This window comes from Pseudomonas sp. BP6 (assembly GCF_017875935.1).
Lineage (GTDB): Bacteria > Pseudomonadota > Gammaproteobacteria > Pseudomonadales > Pseudomonadaceae > Aquipseudomonas > Aquipseudomonas putida_Y.
Window position 1 is genome coordinate 5,063,952 of sequence record NZ_JAGINI010000001.1, and the last position, 16,283, is coordinate 5,080,234.

Genomic DNA, 16,283 nt, shown 5'->3' on the forward strand with positions numbered 1-16,283 from the left:
AAAGAGACGGGCGCGTCTAACACTGCTGCAGCCCTCATCGCATTTGGCTTTGCGGCAACTTCACTCGTGACAATCGGCGTGACAAACGCCGATGTCACCAGCAACAGCGATGTAGATGATGGTGCCGCAGACCAAGGAATGGACTGCACCTGACTGACAGTCAGGCATGCCCCGGTCATCGTATCGCTGCGTTCACCCGGCTCAGGATCTCGCGGCACTGGTCTCGTCAGCCAATGCAGCCTCTACCCGCCCACCGGTAACGGTGCTCAGGAGGCCAGATCATGAGATGCCCTTGCTCCCGGACGTAAGGAGCCGCCAGTCCCGCGTAAGAGGACATCCCCACAGGTCGCAGGGGCCTTGATCCCTGATAACACTCAACATTCTTGGCGGGATGACGTGGGGCGAGGATCGAAGAGCGGACGATGAGGTGACCGACATGGCATTGGTGGGTAAACGCGATGGCCGTAATTTCGGCTACGGCAGGCAACTGAGCTACGCAGGTCCGCAAGCGCTGAAAGACATGTTCGGCGGCGGCCACTACGGCACGGTCAAGGCACACTGTGATCGGTGGCAGGCATTCGTGAAATGGTGCCGCTCCGAACAGGGGCCCGGTATCAATGATGCGCGGCAGATTAATCGAAAGGTGTTGGCCGACTACGCGGCGTATCTGCGCGACACGGTTAGGCGCGGTGATCTCGCCGTCAGCACCGCACAAAACCGCCTATCCAGCGTTAACAGAACTATGGCAGCGCTTCGCGGTGATCAGTACGTGAAATTGCCTAGTCCGAGCATGGCATTGGGTATGCAGCGTAGCGGGGTTCGTCAATTGGCCCCACAAGGCCAGGACCGCGAACAGGTTGAGAAAATCGTTGATGCGCTTTGCCGCCATGATCAGCAGCGGGCCGCCGCGATCGTTCTGTTGGCGCAAGCCACCGGCATGCGCTTGCGTGAGACCATCTTGGCTGACCTGCCACGACTGAGCCGTGAGGCTAACGAATTTGGCAGGATCAACATTCAGGATGGCACCAAAGGCGGTCGCTCCGGAGCCTCGGCGCCGCGATGGATTACAGTGGACGATCATGTTCGCGAGGCGCTTGAGTTTGCACGGCAGGTATCGCCTATGGGTAGCCGCAATCTGATTGCGCGACACGAAAGCTACCTGACATTTCTGCAAGAAATCATCCACCCTGCGCGGGTCATCCTTCATGCACACAACCTCAAGGGCTTCCATGAGCTACGAGCGGCGTACGCATGTGAGCGCTATGAGCAGATCACCCAATACCCCGCGCCAATCAACGGCGGCCAATGTTGCCAGGTAGATAGGAACCTTGATCTTGATGCCCGGTGGCAAATCAGCTGCGAACTGGGGCACGGGCGGATCGACGTGGTCGCCGCCTACATTGGTGGTCGGGGATGAGTAAACCATTCGATATGGAGCTGTTTTTAGCTGGCGTTCTGACCGGCTCACACGCAACGCGGCAACGCCACCTTCGCCAGGCCAAAATCATTCAAGCTGAAATTGCAGAACGCTGGCAGAGAGAAACACCGTGGGGTTGGCAGAAAAAGCACGTGGACTGGTTTCTCGAACATTGCATTAGCCGGCGGAGTGAGGCGACACGGTACTATTACGTGTTAACAATCCGACTGATCACGCGGCGCTTAGAAACGTCATGGGCATTCAAGCGCTGAATGGGATATGGTCCTAGTGGTCTGGACGAACAGTGATCGACTAAAAACGGCCATTGGATCAATAAAGAATTACAAAACGTTCGTAGAAATAGAAAAAACATCTTTACGCAAAATCTGTCACTGGAGCGTAGCCTTGCTCGAAAATCGGGTAAAATCGCTTATTAGCCATACTTAGCACACACCATAGAAAAATATGGAAGGTTAACCTTAACTATGGATCAGTCCTTCTCGATAAAAAATCTTAATAAGCTACTAAAGGCTGATAGAGAAAAGGGTGGGGATTTAGAAGAGCGGTATATCCCAAGCGCTTTCGCTATAAGAGTAAAACTCTACAAGCTGAACAAGCTAAGATCATTTGCACGCTACCGCTTACGCACGGGGAAAACTACTCTCGCATTCTACGAAAAACGCATGTCACGATTGACTACTGTTATAGAAAAACGCAAGTCTCAGCATGTAGCTTTGATTGAGTCTGAGTTGGAGAGGGTTAGCAAAGCAGTTAGCAGCAAAGACTTCAGAATAAACATCACGCTTCTACCGGCTCCGGTTGGAGGTAAAAATGTTTACGGCGCAGGGAATTGCTTAGATCAAATACTCGCGATGAGGTTTGTTCAACAAGCGCTAAAGACTTTATATGAGCTTCGTATGCCTCCGCGTGACATTCTAGTCAGCCAAATAAAATCACTGGCTTTAGATGGCGTACCCAAGTACATCATTAGATCAGATGTAGAATCATTTTATGAGTCTGTAAGGCATAAGGAGCTGCTCGATGGAATTCACCAAGCTCCTGAGCTATCGGTGCTAATTAAAAGAATTCTAACACGACTCATGAAAGATTATGTCGTTGTATCTGGGGACGTGAACGGACTACCGCGCGGCATAGGTATAAGTGCGTATCTATCCGAGATATATCTCTCAAGCATTGATGCCGAAATCAAACGACAAGAAGATATATTTTATTATGCAAGATACGTTGACGATATGGTTCTCATGTATGCCCCCCAGCGAAAAGAACTCGCAGATCAGTACCTACCTACTCTCAGTAAGATACTTGATGCAAAGGGACTGAAATTTAACGCCAAAACAAAAGTTATTGATTTACTGGTTGAGCAAAAAGGTAAATTTGACTACCTCGGATATACATTTGATGTTTCTAAGAGCAGTCCAGGCGTAAGACTGAGCCAAAGAAAATTTGACAAATATAAATCACGTATCGACAAAGCATTTTCCGACTATGCTTCAAAATTTTTATTTATCCCCAAGAAATCTGAGCAAGAACTAATGCTCAGATGTCTGTTCTTAACCGGAAACATGCGCTTATTCAATAGAAAAAGCAACGCATTCATTGGAGTCTACTTTAGTAACAAGTTCATAACTGAGACCACTCAGCTTTCTGGGCTTGATAACTATTACATCAATAAAATCAAGAGCATTACCAGCCCATCACTATCGAGAAAGCTCTCGAAACTATCTTTCGCGCAAGGTTTCAAAGACAAATTGTTTAGAAATTTTGACCCAAAACAGCTTTCAGAGCTTTCGCGAGGTTGGAAGCATGTCTAGAAAAAAAGCACTATCCATAAATTTCCCAATAGAGCGAGTTGTATTATCAGATGTACTTCCATACGAAGTGCCTATAGTTTTCTCAAATAGATACTTCTACAGATTCTTATGCGAACACAACATAAAAATCAATGGAAATACAATCTCATGGACTACAAAAGATGAAGTGCTAGACAATCTTGTAAGAATGATTCTTGGCATTCAACCAAGTAAAGTTATCAAGCATGTCGCCGAGGACAGCGAATCTAAATCTCTAATTATTCTGGAAAAAACGGATTTCGTCCACACTGTCCCTTTCATTTTTTCGACGACACATAAGCAGGACCAGTTAAGACAATTGTCGCTAATGCACCCCAAAGGTCAAGTGCTCGTAGTAGATTTCTATGATCAATATAAAGACCTGATGATTTATTACACTGGCAAAAGTGAGTTCAGCCTGCGATCACCCAAGAGAGTTGCTGGATGTACGTATATAGATTATCGCTCGCAAATAGAGAGGCAAGATAAATCTGATGCTTTGGTAGAAGTAGACGGCGAAAACTATGAGAATTTAAAATCGTTTTTTGTATATGAACGATTTAGCAATGTTTTTAAGTTTTACGAATCGAGGGAACACCTGCGTAGCGAGCGCGACTTCAAGAACCTTACAAAGTTTGACGTGTCAGGTTGTTTTGATAGCATTTACACGCACTCCCTAGCGTGGGCAATATATGGAAAGGACTTCGCAAAGCAAAACCTTAAAACCATACTAGGCTCATTTGCGGGGAAATTTGACTCGCTGATGCAAAAGTTGAATCATAACGAAACAAACGGAATTTTGATCGGCCCTGAAGTTTCAAGGATTTTCGCGGAAATAATACTCCAAGCTGTTGATACTGAAATCTCTGGAAAACTACTTGAAAAAGGGTATGTACACAATTCAGACTTCAAGATTTATCGATATGTAGATGACTATTTTGTCTTTTACAATAACGAAGAAGTCTGCCATCAGATAAAAATGATATTGCAAGAAAGCCTGAAGCTATACAAGCTATCATTAAACAAGGGCAAAGAAGAAACACTACAGCGCCCTATAATTACGCCTATATCCATCGCAAAGAAGCGTATCTCTGATCTTTTTGATCGTACGTTAGCTTATGAGATTTCTTCAGAAATCAAGGATGGGGAGAAACTTCCAAGGGGAGAAATTTACATTGGAAGATCTTCATTAATCACGGACTTTAAGTCAATTCTGACGACCTCAGGTGTTAATTACGGGGAAATATTAAATTATTCTCTTTCCGTGGTAGAGCGCAAAGTAGGCTCCTTAATTGAAGGTTATAAGAAGATAGAAAATCTTAGCGGAACCGACAAGAGCTTTTCAAAGTCAATAGAAGCCCTCCTAGGCTTTGTCTTTTTTATCTATGCCGTGTCGCCAAAAGTAAACACAACCATTAAACTTTGCCGTATCTGTCAACGTATTTTGTCGTTTTATAAGTCTGACCCAATCGGCTTAAGTTATGAGGCATCAATCTCACAGGTAATTTATGAGAGATGCCGAAGCATAATGGATCACAACTCCGATGGAAAAAGCGCAAAAATCGAGACAATGTATTTGCTGGTGTTAATGCGTCAACTTGGAAAAAATTATCGCATAGATGAAAAAGTTCTTGGACACAGCTTTGGTTTTGACTTTTCAAATGGGCAGTTTCAAACAAAATCCAGCCTTGACTATTTCTCTATAGTCACTCTCTTTTTCTACATAGAAAGAAAGACCCGTTACTTGCTGTTAAGGACTGCTTTGGAAAAGCATATACTAGAGAGATTCAGATTGAAGCAAGATTCGTTGATCGGGGATTCTGAAATGGTTCATATGGCGCTGGACCTTATAGCGTGTCCTTTCGTGAGTAATGAAACTAAAATCAAAGTCTTGGAACACTATTGCTTGCCAAAAAATTATCTGCTAAGAATCCAAAAATATAGCGAGTACTGGTTCACAAAATGGGGCGATTTTGATTTCTCTAAGGAGCTAGACGCTAAGGTCAGTCAGGAAGTATACTGATTCCGATGCTTCACGCACATAGAAGACCGTTTGCGGTCGCACACACCAGCATCACGGCAAGGTTGTTCTATGCACGAAAGCTTTGCCTCGTTGAATCCTCGTGAGTTCTCCGGTCTTGACTCCTTCACTTTCCTCTTAGCTTAAGGCCTACCAGGAAAGTGAAGGATGCTCGATTATCTCGTTTTTTGATGACCTACTCCCAGCCGATAGGAGCCTGTGGACAGTCCAAGGCTTGATTGACTAGCTATCGCCTAGAGTAAAGCTCCAGCAGTACCCCTCTCTACCCGTTCGATACGTGCTTCCGCATACAAAGGAGTGAAGGCGCGAATTCTAAAGGGTATTTTTAGAGATACAAAATCTTGAGTCGAACTATAAAACTCATGAAAATCATATAGTTAAATACTTATTTGACTCCTGGTGCCGCACCATACGCAGTATCAAGAAAGGCTCACCGAAAGGTGGGCCTTTTTTGTTTTCCCCCGCAGCCCCCAATCCCCTGCCTTACAGATGCCCTGAAGCCACCGCGATCGGTGTAGGAGCTGGCTTGCCTGCGATGGGCTGCGCAGCAGCCCCCCCCCAGCAGATGCAATTCTCTGATCACAGCCCAGCTCAAAAACAGACACACCCTCCAATACAAACGCTTTGACTCGCCAACCAATCCGCACTACGATTTATCGCAAATTTTAGATATTTCTGCCGAGGCAAGCCGATGGCGCTTCAATTCCACGAAAGCCCTTTCCACGCCACCCACGACGCAGATACCGCCAGCAAAATGGCCTTGAAAATGGACTTGTCCATTTTCATCACTGACTGCATCAAAAAAATGGGCCTCAAACAGCATGATGCCGCAGCCAAGCTGAACGTAACCCAATCCCGCATATCCGAGCTTGCAAATGGCAAGATCGAGAAATTCACCTTGGACGCCATGATGGACATGCTGGACAAGCTCGGCTTCCGCACAACTCTGATCCTGCCCTCGAACGATGCCGGTTCACCGCCCCAGATCGTGATCACCCAAACGCCTGGCAGCTAAACCCTGTATCCCATTTTTCTCAGTTCTTGCTTCAACTCTTTCATCCGCTGTTCGGCGACCTGCATCGCGTGCCGGTCGGACCTGTTGGTCGTTTTTACGAACGAATGCAACACGACGACCATGTCTGCAAATTTGGCCACATACACGCATCGGAATGCAGGGCTGCCGTTGATGATGAGCTCAATCGCACCCGCCCCTACCGACTCGGTCAACGACTTGATCGGCCGCTCTGGGTCCTGGCCGTACTGGATGCGTCGCAGCCACGGCGAGATGCAGTATTGGGGACGGCATGGATGCCAAGAGGAGCGAATCTAGCGCAGTGGCTTGCAGTTGGCGGAATTAGAAATGTTTCGCGGTATACCCTGAAATATCGTGTTTCTCTCGCCCGCTGAAATCAGTTCGACCTCATTTGGGGCCGGCTACATTCACGTTGTACCCCGCCGCATGCAGTGGCCTTGCTTGGGCAGATCTACGCGATCACTGGCAAATTCGACTTGGTGTTCGCGGGGGTTGCCGCACTCAGGACGATGGCTACGACACCAAGGCGGACATCTGCGGCCACGGGTTCCGAGCCATGGCATGCAGTGCGCTGGTCGAGCCTGGGTTGTGGTCGGAGACGGCTATCGAGCCTGTCAAACCACCCCATGCATGAAGAACTCAACCGGTACGCTGAAAAACTCAGCAAAGCCCTTTATCTGGGCAACCGTCATCTTCCGCTTGTTGTTCAGAATCTCGGATACCGCGCTCTGGGTCGCTATCGCCGACAGGTCCTTCTGCTTCACGCCCCTGTCCGACAGCAGAAAGGCCAACGCTTCGGCCTGGCTCGCGAACGGCACCAATACAGACTCACTCTCATACTCGTAGACGCGGTCCGCTACCATCTCGGCAAAGCGTGCCGCAGCGTGCCCTTCGCTGTCCGCATGGGAGTAGAGCTCGTCGATCAAGGCCATGCGTGCCTCAAGCTCGGCATCGTCCTTGATGGGGTCATGGCAGGCGGCTAGAAGCTGGGCCATGGTTGCCATCTGAGTGTTCAGGCCATCGAGCATGGGTGAAATATTAGCGATGAAGGCATCTCGTCCATTGGCTTCGATTTTATCCCGCTTCATGTTGTCACCTGTCGAATTGAAATATCGCGCTGCCCAGGTTGCTACCTGATATCGCTTCTGCACCATTTGTCGCACTCGGCTTGCGACAGAATGGCCTTGATGTAGAGAGTGCCCGTTCGCGCTTTGAGCCACGCGATCAGGCGGCATTCGTTTTCCTTGATATCGAACACGTAGATATCAAGCGGCCCTTTGCGGCTGGCGGGCCTGAGTTTTGAGTGGGGGATGCGATCAACATTCCAGCCAGACACAGTGACCCACGTCTGCCTCAACTGTTCAAAAGATTCAAACCGCAGCGTCGCCCTGTCGAAGGTCGTCAGCCACAGGCTTAGGGGCGCTTTCCACTGGCCGTGGGCTTCAATCGCCTTGGTTACCGCCGCTTTCGTTATGACCCGCATTGTGTTGTCCCGGCGCACCAACATAGGGTGGAAAATATCTCTGATCCAGATATCTGCCAACCAGATATCTGGATGCGCGATGTACGGTGACCTGGCGATCGCCAATGGATTGATGCCCGTCAAACGAAGGGCTGGTCGAGGGGTTTACGTTCAGATCAGGCAGCCCTGAGGGAGGTTGAACATGGCCAAGAGATTCCCCACAAACCCTCGCCACCCCGAGCGTATCTGCTGGGGTTGCGACCTGTACTGCCCTGCCAAGGCGCTAGCCTGTGGCAATGGCGCAGACCGGACCATGCATCCGGTGGAGCTGTTTGGTGAGGATTGGAATAGCTTCGAGGGCCAGCTGGAGAAGCCGGTTGATCCAGGGCAAGCGGTAGAGCCTAGGTAAGAAGGGCCGCTTGGCGGCCCAGCGCAGGCCTTGAGCCCAGCGCTGGTTCCGTGTGCGGGCGTGCCCGCGACGCTGGCGATGCGGTTGCAGGCACCGGCTGCGCCGGTGTTCGCGGGTGAACCCGCTCCTACAGGTACAGCGCCAGGCCTTGTGGAAGAGCTGATCAGAACGCGGTGCTTACCGTCAACGACAGGTTACGCGGGTCGCCATAAATCGCCCCGGCATAGAACCCGTACTGGGTGTAGTAGTGCTTGTCGAACAGGTTGTTGGCGTTGAGGCTGACGCTGGTCTCATCGGTCAACTGGTACTTGGCCATGGCATTCCAGATGGCGTAACCGGACCAGTTCACGTCAGTGGCACCATTGCTCACACCGTTCGTGGGCTGGCCAGCCGGGCTGGAGATGGCGCGGATGTTGGTCTGCGCAGTCACGCCGGCGCCCAGGGTCAGGCGGTCGAGCGGGCCGCTCAGGCGGTAGGTGGTGGAGGCCTTGAACAGGTGCGACGGGTCGCTGCGGCCGTCGCTGTCGACGCGGCGGAAGTGCAAGTAGGTGTAGCCGGCGTAGACGTTCCAGTAGGGGGTCAGGGCGCCTGCGACTTCCAGGTCGATACCGTCGGTTTCCTGCCCGGAACCGGCCTTGTAGGCGCTGCCGCCGGTCGGGGTGGTCAGGTCGCCGTCCAGCACGGCCTTGTTTTCCTGCTTGGTGCGGAAGTACGCCGCCGAGGCGTTCAGGCGACCATCGAACCACTCACCCTTGATACCTGTCTCGTAGCTTTGCCCACGAATCGGCTCGACCTTGCTGCCGCTGCTGGTTTCAGAGGTTTGCGGGGTAAAGATGTCGGTGTAGCTGGCGTATACCGAGTAGTTGTCGTTGAGGTCGTACACCGCGCCCAGGTAGGGGGTGACGATGCCATTCTCTTCCTGGCTGCTGCGCTCGCCGGCCACGCTGCGGGTGACCGAGGAATAGTTGCTGGTGCGCACGCCAACGATCACCGACAACGGGTCGGTGATGCTCAGGCGGGTGGCGGCGTACATGCCTTGCAGGCGGGTGGTGGTCTTGCTGTGAAGGCCGGTGCGCGAGGCGATGAGGTCGTAGTCGCCATCCACGCCATTGTGCCAGTCGGTCACCGGGAAGCCGTTGTTGGCGCGGAACTGGCAGCCCAATGCAGGCGCGCTGGCCATGCCGTCGCCGACCATGGTGCAGGTGTACTGGGGCGACCAGCCGACGGTGCGGCTGTCGTTGTAGCCGACCATGGCCTGGTGGGTGCGGCCGAACAGCTGGAATGGGCCGGACAGGTCGATTTGCGCGGACTGCTGGGTGGTGTCGCTGGAGCTGTGCAAACCGTTCAGTACGGCGCCGCTGCCGTCCTGGTCCCAATAGCCGCCGTAGCTGCCGCGCCCTGCCGAGTTCACCTTGGCAAGGCCCCGGTGGTTCAGGGCTTCGGTGGTGGCCTGGGCGGCTTTCAGGTCCAGGGTCCAGTCGTTGTCGAAGCGGTGCTCAAGCGAACCGAATGCAGTGCGGGTGGTGTATTCGCCAAAGCTCCAGCTGGGCACCAGGTTGGTGCTGCGCGGCAAGTCGGTCTTGCTGCCGTCGCGGTACCAGATCGGGATGTTCGCGCCCCAGCCGCCGCCCACGACCTTGTTGTATTCATACTGGTAACCGGCGCCCAAGGTAGTGGCGTCGTCCAGGTCGAATTCGAAATTGGCCAAGGCGGCGCGGGAGCGCTCGGACTGGTTATCGCGGAACGAGTTGGCATCCTGCTGGGTCATCACGAAACGCGAACGCAGGCGGCCATCTTCGGACAGAGGCAGGTTCAAGTCAGCCCCCAGACGGCGCTTGTCCCAACTGCCGTAAGTGGCATAGGCACTGCCGCCGAAGGTTTTGGTCGGTGCCTTGCGGATCAGGTTGACGGTGGCCGAGGGGTCGCCGGTGCCGCCCAGCAGGCCGTTGGCGCCGCGCACGATGTCGATGCGTTCGTACAGGTCCATGTTCAGCGCATTGCCGCTGCCACTGAAATCGGAACCGCCCTGGGTCTGCAGGCCATCGACCTTCCAGTTGCTGATCGAGTAACCACGGGCGCGGTAGTCGGTACGCCCACCCACCTCGGACTTGTTGGCTGTTACGCCTGGGGTGGTTCCCAGTGCCTGCTCGATGGTGTGGATGTCGCGGTCATCCATCTGCTGGCGGGTGATGGTGGTAACCGATTGCGGCGTCTGCCGTGGTGTCAGTGCCAGGCCTGTGGAGCTACGGGTGCTCTCGACCGTGTAGCCCAACTGGCCAGCGTCGTCGGCAGGCAGTAATGCGCTGTCTTCGATCTGCGTGGCGTCCAGTACAAGGGGTTTGCCATCGGCAGCCATTGCCCCACCGCTGATGGCGACGGCAATGCAGAAGGCCAGCGGCTTGAGGCGACTGCCACTTTGACTGAAGGGAGTGAACGCTGTCGGGATGCTCTTGGGATTCATTTGGGAAGGCTTCGTATTTGCAGATGATTTTTTGTTAGGATTCTAGGGATCAGCCCTCCGGGCTCCAGACCCGACATGTACGGGGATGTAATTGAACGTAACGAGCGCCACCGGCCCTCACCTAACAGGTGTTTTTCTGCATGAGCACGACCCTGCTGGTTGTCGATGATGACGACGAGATCCGCGAACTCCTTTGTGATTACCTGACCGATGCCGGCTACAACGTGCTGGCCGCAGCCGGCGGTGAACAGATGCGCGACCAGCTGGCCCGGCACAAAGTGGAACTGGTGGTGCTCGACCTGATGCTGCCCGGTGAGGACGGCCTTAGCCTGTGCAGGCAGCTGCAGGCCACCCCCGGGTTGGCGGTGATCATGCTGTCAGCCAAGGGCAGCACGCTGGACCGCATCATCGGCCTGGAAGTGGGCGCCGACGACTATCTGGCCAAGCCCTTCGAACCACGCGAACTGATTGCCCGGATCAAAGCCGTACTACGTCGTCCGCAACGCCTGGGCACCTGTGCCGAAGAGCCCGTGGTGGACGCCCAGCTGTTCGCTGGCTTTCGCCTGGAACACGTCAAGCGTCTGCTCACCCGCCCGGATGGCGAGACCCTGACCCTGCCGCGCTCCGACTACCGCGTGCTGCGCGAACTGCTGGAAGCCAACAACCGTGTGGTCTCGCGTGATCAACTGACCCGCAGCGCGTTCGGCCGCGACCACCTGCCCGACGACCGCTCGGTGGACATGTGCGTCAGCCGCCTGCGCCAGCAACTGCGCCGGGCGCCGGCGGGGGCCGCGCAAATCCTGACCATCCGCAACGAGGGCTACCTGCTGAGTATCGCCACCCTCACGGCCGGGGCCTGACATGCGCTGGTTTCACCGGCTGTGGCCACGCACCTTGTTTGGTCAACTGCTGCTGATCATGGTCAGTGGCACGCTGGTGATCCAGTTGATGTCGAGCAGCATCTGGTTCGATGTGCGTTTCGCCCAGGCGCTAGAGGTGCCCGTTCGACTGGTTGCTGCACGCAGCGCCCCCCTGATTGCCCAGATCGACTGCCACGGCGGTACATTGCAGGCGCCAGCCCACTACCAGCTTCGCTGCGTCGAAAGCCTGCCTGCGCAAGAGCATGACGAGCGCCCTGGGCGCAGGCGGGTCGAGCTGTTGCTGCAGCAGGCCCTGAAGTACGAACTGGGGCATGCCCAGGACGTGCGCCTGATGAACGTGCAACTCACCGACGAACTGGGCCAACCGATCGTCTGGCGCAGCCTGTTCGGCCTGCGCACGGCCCAGGCGCATATCCAGTTCGCGGTGCCGTTGGCCAATGGCCACTGGCTGACCATTGCGGGCCAGGAACTGCAGGGCTGGAGCGGCGAGTCGGCGTGGGTGCTGATCAGCGATTACCTGCTGCGGGTGTATGCGCTGCGTATTGTCGCCGTGTTGCTGGTGTGCCTGATTGCCGTGCGCCTGTGCCTGCGCCCGTTGCGGCGCCTGGCCGATGCCGCACGCGGCCTGGGCAGTAACCTCGAACAGCCTCCCCTGGCGCTGGATGGCCCGGAGGAAGTGCGCCAGGCGGCGCAGGCGTTCAATGCGATGCAGCAGCGGCTGATTGCCATGGTCAACGACAAGGCCTACTTCCTGGCCGCCGTGTCTCACGACCTGCGCACCCCACTGACTCGCATGCGCCTGCGCCTGGAGCGCTTACCCGATGACGAACACCGCCAGCGCCTGCGGCAGAACATCACGCAGATGGACGATATGATCGGTCAGGTTCTGGATTACCTGCGTGCCGGAGAGCAGCAGAATTTGCAGCAGGTGGACCTGGACCGGCTGGTGACGCGCCAGTGTGCGGACCTGGCGACGGACCAGGAACCACTGCCGGTGCACGGCCGGGTGAACAGCCTGCGGGGAGATGCCCTGCTGCTGCAGCGCTGCCTGCAGAACTTGTTGGTCAATGCGTTGCGTTATGCCAAGGATGTTTCTGTCACGCTGGAGCGAACCACCACAGGGGTATTCATCCACATCGACGACCGCGGGCCAGGGATTTCGCCTGCGCTGCTGCCGACCATCACCGACCCGTTCGTGCGCGGTGAGGGGTCGCGTAACCAGGCATCCGGGGGATATGGGCTGGGGCTGAGCATTGCCCAGCGGATCGCCACCAGCCATGGGGGTGAGCTGATGCTGTCGAACCGTGAGAGCGGTGGATTGCGGGTCAGCATACTGCTGCCTGGCTAACGCGATCTTCTGTGGGAGCAGCCCATCGCGACACAAGGCCGCTCCCACAACATAGGGCTGCGCAGGCCTGGGAATTAGCAATCAGGTAACAGTCTTTTACCGGTTACCCAGGTTTTCCGTCCCCTGCGTTTGCCTATCCTATGCCCGGTCATCCTGCCTGCGATGGACCCATGAAACACTCTCTTCCCAGCCGCTACGCCTGCCTCGTACTCTGCCTTGTCTTCACTTTCGCCAGCCTGCCCCTGCTGGCCCAACATGCCTGGCTGTGGCCGGTAACGCTGATCACCGCGCTGCTCAGCCTGGTCGGTCTGAATGACCTGCGCCAAAGCCACCATGCGGTGCGACGCAATTACCCGATCCTGGGCAATATCCGTTACCTGATCGAAACCATCCGCCCGGAAATCCGCCAGTACCTGATCGAAGGTGACGACGACAAGCTGCCGTTCTCCCGCTCGCAACGCTCGCTGGTCTACGCCCGCGCCAAGAACGAAAGCGCCGAGAAAGCATTCGGCACGCTCAACGACGCCTACCAACCTGGTTTCGAGTTCATCAGCCATTCCATGCTGCCGGTGGCCACGCCAGACCCTGCCTCGTTCCGCATTGCCATCGGCGGGCCGCAATGCCGAATGCCCTACTCGGCCTCGATCTTCAACATCTCGGCGATGAGTTTCGGCGCCCTCAGCGCCAACGCCATCGCCGCGCTCAACCGCGGCGCGCGCATGGGCCGGTTTGCCCATGACACTGGCGAAGGCAGCATCAGCCCGTACCACCGTGAGCACGGCGGCGACCTGATCTGGGAAATCGGCAGCGGCTATTTCGGCTGCCGCACCGAGGACGGTCGTTTCGATCCACAGCGTTTCGCCGAACAGGCCCGCTCGGCACAGGTGAAGATGATCGAGATCAAGCTCAGCCAGGGCGCCAAGCCTGGCCACGGCGGCATTTTACCGGGGCACAAGGTCAGCCCCGAAATTGCCGAGACCCGTGGCGTACGTGCAGGCGAGGATTGCATCTCGCCGGCGGCGCACAGCGCCTTCCGCACACCAGTGGAGTTGCTGCAGTTCGTAGCCAGCCTGCGCGAGCTTTCGGGCGGCAAGCCCGTGGGCTTCAAGTTCTGCCTGGGCCACCCATGGGAGTTCATGGGCATTGCCAAGGCCATGCTCGCCACCGGCATCACCCCTGACTTCATCGTTGTCGACGGCAAAGAAGGCGGCACCGGCGCGGCACCTCGCGAGTTCAGCGACAACATGGGCGTGCCGATGCGCGAAGGCCTGATGTTCGTGCACAACACGTTGGTCGGCCTGAACCTGCGCTCCAGCATCCGCATTGGTGCGGCGGGCAAGATCGTCAGCGCCTTCGACATTGCCAGCGTATTGGCCATCGGCGCTGACTGGGTCAACTCGGCACGCGGTTTCATGTTTGCCATTGGCTGCATTCAGTCGCAGAGCTGCCACACCAACAAGTGCCCGACTGGCGTGGCCACCCAAGACCCTCTGCGCCAACGCGCCCTGGTGGTACCAGACAAGGCCGAACGGGTGGCCAGCTTCCACCGCAACACACTGCACGCACTGGCCGAGATGCTGGCTGCCGCAGGCCTGGAGCACCCTTCGGAGCTCAAGCCCAAGCACCTGGCGCGGCGCATCAGCCCCAGCGAAATCGGGTTGTTTTCGAACTTGCACACATTCCTAAAGCCGGGCGAATTACTCAGTGGCTCGATCGAAAGCGAGTTTTATGCGCGGATGTGGCGGATGGCGCGTAGCGACAGTTTTGCGCCGGAGACGGGAGACACTGCAACACGAACTGTGGCATCAAGACTGCGCCACAAAGAGACTGAACCTGCATGACAAACATGACTGGGGCTGCCCTGCAGCCCTTCGCGGGCGTGCCCGCTCCCACAATTTGCTGCGCCATCGAAGGCGGCGCTTTACCTGTGGGAGCGGGCAAGCCCGCGAAGGGCCGCAGCGCGGCCCCAGCTTTCATGCAAAGAACTGCGGATCAGAAGATGCTGATCGGGTACTCGACGAATACGCGGACTTCGTTGCCGTCGTCGTTGTAACCGTTCTGCTGCACGGCGTTGTTGGTACGCAAGAACGAGCTACGCAGTTTGATCGACAGGTCCTTGGCCGGGCCGTCCTGCACCACGTAACGGATCTGGTTGAAGATCTCGCGCTCTTTACCTTCGCCGAAGCCTTGCGGGTTGGCGACGTTGCGGGTGTTGATGTTGTCACCCACCACGTAGGCCAGCTTGTAGGTCAGGCCCGGAATGCCGTAGGCACCGAAGTCCAGGCCGTAGCCCAGCTGCCAGGAGCGCTCGTCTTCGGCGTTGAAGTCGGACCAGTACGAGTTGGCCAGGTAGATGGTGGAACCACCGTCACCCACGCCACCGGCGTTCTGGTAGAAGCCGTAGTTGTAGCCAGTGCTGCCGGTGCTGCGCTGGTGAGCGAGGGTGAACGAGTGCGCACCGTACGCATAGGTGGCTGCAAGGCTCCAGATGGTGTTGGAGTCGCCGTTCAAGCCTGCGGCTTTTACGTACTTGTTGTTGATATCCGACTTGTAGCCGTTGAAATCCAGGGTCAGGGACTGGTCGCTGGCGATCGGGAAGACGTAGTTCAAGCCCAGGTAGTGCTTCTTCATCACGTCTTCGTTGTCGGCGGTGTACAGCGAAGCGGTGAAGTTGTCGGTGAACTTGTAGCTGGCACCGAAGACGTTGATCGACTTCAGACCGCCACCATCACGGCGCTCGGCGCTCTTGCGCGCTTCCTGGGTGAAGCGGCCAGCGTTCAGTTCCAGGCCCTGGATCTCTTTGGAGGTGATCAGGGTGCCGGTGAAGCTTTCTGGCAACAGACGTGCATCGTCGTACTGCAGCACTGGCAGTGCTGGCATCTGGTCACCGTACTTCAGCACGGTGTTGGAAATGCGGAATTTCACTGCAGCACCACCACGGGCCAGGTTGTGCGGCGAGCTGGCGTTGCCTTCGGCATTGGTGGTTTCGTGCGGTTTGAAGAAGTCGACGCCGCCACCACCGTTGTGGCCTTTGCCACCATCCAGGCGCACGGCGTACAGGCCGAATGCGTCGACACCGACGCCAACGGTGCCCTGGGTGAAGCCGGAGGAGAAGTTGGCGATGAACGCCTGGCCCCATTCGATCTGGTCGTCGGTGCCATGCTTCTTGTCACGGTTGATGTAGGCGTTGCGCAGAAGGACGTTGGCGTGGCTGTCCTCGATGAAACCCTTGCTGTCAGCCTGGTCATTGGCCTGAGCCTGGGTCGCGGCGATCATCGCCAGGGCGACCAGGCTGATCCTGGTTTTCAACATGTTGTTTTCCTTATTTCTTAATCAAAAACGCGCTGCAATATGACGCCGGGAACCAACGCCCCTTCGTAG

Annotated in this window: 14 protein-coding genes and 1 pseudogene; 10 read left to right on the forward strand and 5 right to left on the reverse strand. The window is 55.7% G+C overall.

Annotation, left to right across the window (positions count from 1 at the left end):
* Positions 1–436 precede the first annotated feature (436 nt).
* The 5 genes from J3A98_RS23055 (at position 437) to J3A98_RS23075 (ending at position 6,323) form a co-directional block, all read left to right on the forward strand.
* Positions 437–1,417, forward strand: coding sequence for an integrase domain-containing protein (locus tag J3A98_RS23055; protein ID WP_064615271.1), 981 nt, complete (start codon positions 437–439; stop codon positions 1,415–1,417).
* Complete coding sequence (locus J3A98_RS23060; protein WP_082916932.1) at positions 1,414–1,689, forward strand: hypothetical protein; 276 nt, start codon at positions 1,414–1,416, stop codon at positions 1,687–1,689. The genes J3A98_RS23055 and J3A98_RS23060 overlap by 4 nt, the downstream gene beginning before the upstream one ends.
* Positions 1,690–1,902: 213 nt before the next feature.
* A complete protein-coding gene (gene drt3a, locus J3A98_RS23065; RefSeq protein WP_209968715.1) occupies positions 1,903–3,249 on the forward strand; it encodes an antiviral reverse transcriptase Drt3a in 1,347 nt (448 codons plus the stop codon).
* Positions 3,242–5,290 (forward strand): antiviral reverse transcriptase Drt3b, encoded by a 2,049-nt coding sequence (gene drt3b, locus J3A98_RS23070; protein WP_064615107.1) that lies wholly within the window; start codon positions 3,242–3,244, stop codon positions 5,288–5,290. The genes drt3a and drt3b overlap by 8 nt, the downstream gene beginning before the upstream one ends.
* 709 nt (positions 5,291–5,999) lie before the next feature.
* Positions 6,000–6,323 carry a helix-turn-helix transcriptional regulator gene (locus J3A98_RS23075; RefSeq protein ID WP_209968718.1) on the forward strand — a complete coding sequence of 108 codons (324 nt, stop codon included), beginning with the start codon at positions 6,000–6,002 and terminating at the stop codon, positions 6,321–6,323.
* On the opposite strand, the gene J3A98_RS23080 is transcribed toward J3A98_RS23075, so the two are convergent.
* The gene (locus tag J3A98_RS23080; protein ID WP_348635640.1) at positions 6,320–6,634 is read right to left on the reverse strand and encodes a type II toxin-antitoxin system RelE/ParE family toxin; all 315 of its coding nucleotides are present in this window, start codon (positions 6,632–6,634) and stop codon (positions 6,320–6,322) included. The genes J3A98_RS23075 and J3A98_RS23080 overlap by 4 nt on opposite strands.
* Before the next feature lie 103 nt (positions 6,635–6,737).
* Here J3A98_RS23080 and J3A98_RS23085 point away from each other — a divergent pair.
* Positions 6,738–6,951: pseudogene (locus tag J3A98_RS23085) on the forward strand (integrase); the annotation flags it as partial.
* A gap of 4 nt (positions 6,952–6,955) precedes the next feature.
* Here the strand turns inward: J3A98_RS23085 and J3A98_RS23090 are convergent.
* Both J3A98_RS23090 and J3A98_RS23095 read right to left on the reverse strand, forming a co-directional pair.
* The gene (locus tag J3A98_RS23090; protein ID WP_176683629.1) at positions 6,956–7,429 is read right to left on the reverse strand and encodes a transcriptional regulator; all 474 of its coding nucleotides are present in this window, start codon (positions 7,427–7,429) and stop codon (positions 6,956–6,958) included.
* Between the two features lie 41 nt (positions 7,430–7,470).
* Positions 7,471–7,947: a type II toxin-antitoxin system HigB family toxin gene (locus J3A98_RS23095; protein WP_245354972.1), complete on the reverse strand. Its 477-nt coding sequence runs from the start codon at positions 7,945–7,947 to the stop codon at positions 7,471–7,473.
* A gap of 58 nt (positions 7,948–8,005) precedes the next feature.
* Between J3A98_RS23095 and J3A98_RS23100 the strand changes: the two genes are divergently transcribed.
* Entirely contained in the window at positions 8,006–8,212 is a 207-nt protein-coding gene (locus J3A98_RS23100) for a DUF3079 domain-containing protein (protein WP_103443313.1), read from the forward strand.
* A gap of 163 nt (positions 8,213–8,375) precedes the next feature.
* Here J3A98_RS23100 and J3A98_RS23105 read toward each other — a convergent pair whose 3' ends face one another.
* A complete protein-coding gene (locus J3A98_RS23105) occupies positions 8,376–10,673 on the reverse strand; it encodes a TonB-dependent siderophore receptor (RefSeq protein WP_209968722.1) in 2,298 nt (765 codons plus the stop codon).
* Positions 10,674–10,813: 140 nt separating this feature from the next.
* Between J3A98_RS23105 and J3A98_RS23110 the strand changes: the two genes are divergently transcribed.
* From J3A98_RS23110 to J3A98_RS23120, 3 genes are all read left to right on the forward strand, one after another.
* On the forward strand, positions 10,814–11,533 hold the full coding sequence (locus J3A98_RS23110) for a response regulator (RefSeq protein WP_209968726.1): 720 nt from the start codon (positions 10,814–10,816) through the stop codon (positions 11,531–11,533).
* A 1-nt stretch (position 11,534) separates the two neighbouring features.
* Positions 11,535–12,902 (forward strand): ATP-binding protein, encoded by a 1,368-nt coding sequence (locus J3A98_RS23115; protein ID WP_209968729.1) that lies wholly within the window; start codon positions 11,535–11,537, stop codon positions 12,900–12,902.
* A 170-nt stretch (positions 12,903–13,072) separates the two neighbouring features.
* A complete protein-coding gene (locus J3A98_RS23120; RefSeq protein ID WP_209968733.1) occupies positions 13,073–14,743 on the forward strand; it encodes an FMN-binding glutamate synthase family protein in 1,671 nt (556 codons plus the stop codon).
* A gap of 151 nt (positions 14,744–14,894) precedes the next feature.
* Here the strand turns inward: J3A98_RS23120 and J3A98_RS23125 are convergent, their stop codons facing one another.
* Positions 14,895–16,214: an OprD family porin gene (locus J3A98_RS23125; protein ID WP_176683635.1), complete on the reverse strand. Its 1,320-nt coding sequence runs from the start codon at positions 16,212–16,214 to the stop codon at positions 14,895–14,897.
* Between the last annotated feature and the right edge of the window lie 69 nt (positions 16,215–16,283).

What these genes read in the sequence shown, in the direction of transcription:
- J3A98_RS23055 (WP_064615271.1), top strand. Translation starts at nt 437, where the DNA reads ATGGCATTGGTGGGTAAACGCGATGGCCGTAATTTCGGCTACGGCAGG.
- J3A98_RS23060 (WP_082916932.1), top strand. Translation starts at nt 1,414, where the DNA reads ATGAGTAAACCATTCGATATGGAGCTGTTTTTAGCTGGCGTTCTGACC.
- drt3a (WP_209968715.1), top strand. Translation starts at nt 1,903, where the DNA reads ATGGATCAGTCCTTCTCGATAAAAAATCTTAATAAGCTACTAAAGGCT.
- drt3b (WP_064615107.1), top strand. Translation starts at nt 3,242, where the DNA reads ATGTCTAGAAAAAAAGCACTATCCATAAATTTCCCAATAGAGCGAGTT.
- J3A98_RS23075 (WP_209968718.1), top strand. Translation starts at nt 6,000, where the DNA reads ATGGCGCTTCAATTCCACGAAAGCCCTTTCCACGCCACCCACGACGCA.
- J3A98_RS23090 (WP_176683629.1), bottom strand. Translation starts at nt 7,429, where the DNA reads ATGAAGCGGGATAAAATCGAAGCCAATGGACGAGATGCCTTCATCGCT.
- J3A98_RS23100 (WP_103443313.1), top strand. Translation starts at nt 8,006, where the DNA reads ATGGCCAAGAGATTCCCCACAAACCCTCGCCACCCCGAGCGTATCTGC.
- J3A98_RS23105 (WP_209968722.1), bottom strand. Translation starts at nt 10,673, where the DNA reads ATGAATCCCAAGAGCATCCCGACAGCGTTCACTCCCTTCAGTCAAAGT.
- J3A98_RS23110 (WP_209968726.1), top strand. Translation starts at nt 10,814, where the DNA reads ATGAGCACGACCCTGCTGGTTGTCGATGATGACGACGAGATCCGCGAA.
- J3A98_RS23115 (WP_209968729.1), top strand. Translation starts at nt 11,535, where the DNA reads ATGCGCTGGTTTCACCGGCTGTGGCCACGCACCTTGTTTGGTCAACTG.
- J3A98_RS23120 (WP_209968733.1), top strand. Translation starts at nt 13,073, where the DNA reads ATGAAACACTCTCTTCCCAGCCGCTACGCCTGCCTCGTACTCTGCCTT.
- J3A98_RS23125 (WP_176683635.1), bottom strand. Translation starts at nt 16,214, where the DNA reads ATGTTGAAAACCAGGATCAGCCTGGTCGCCCTGGCGATGATCGCCGCG.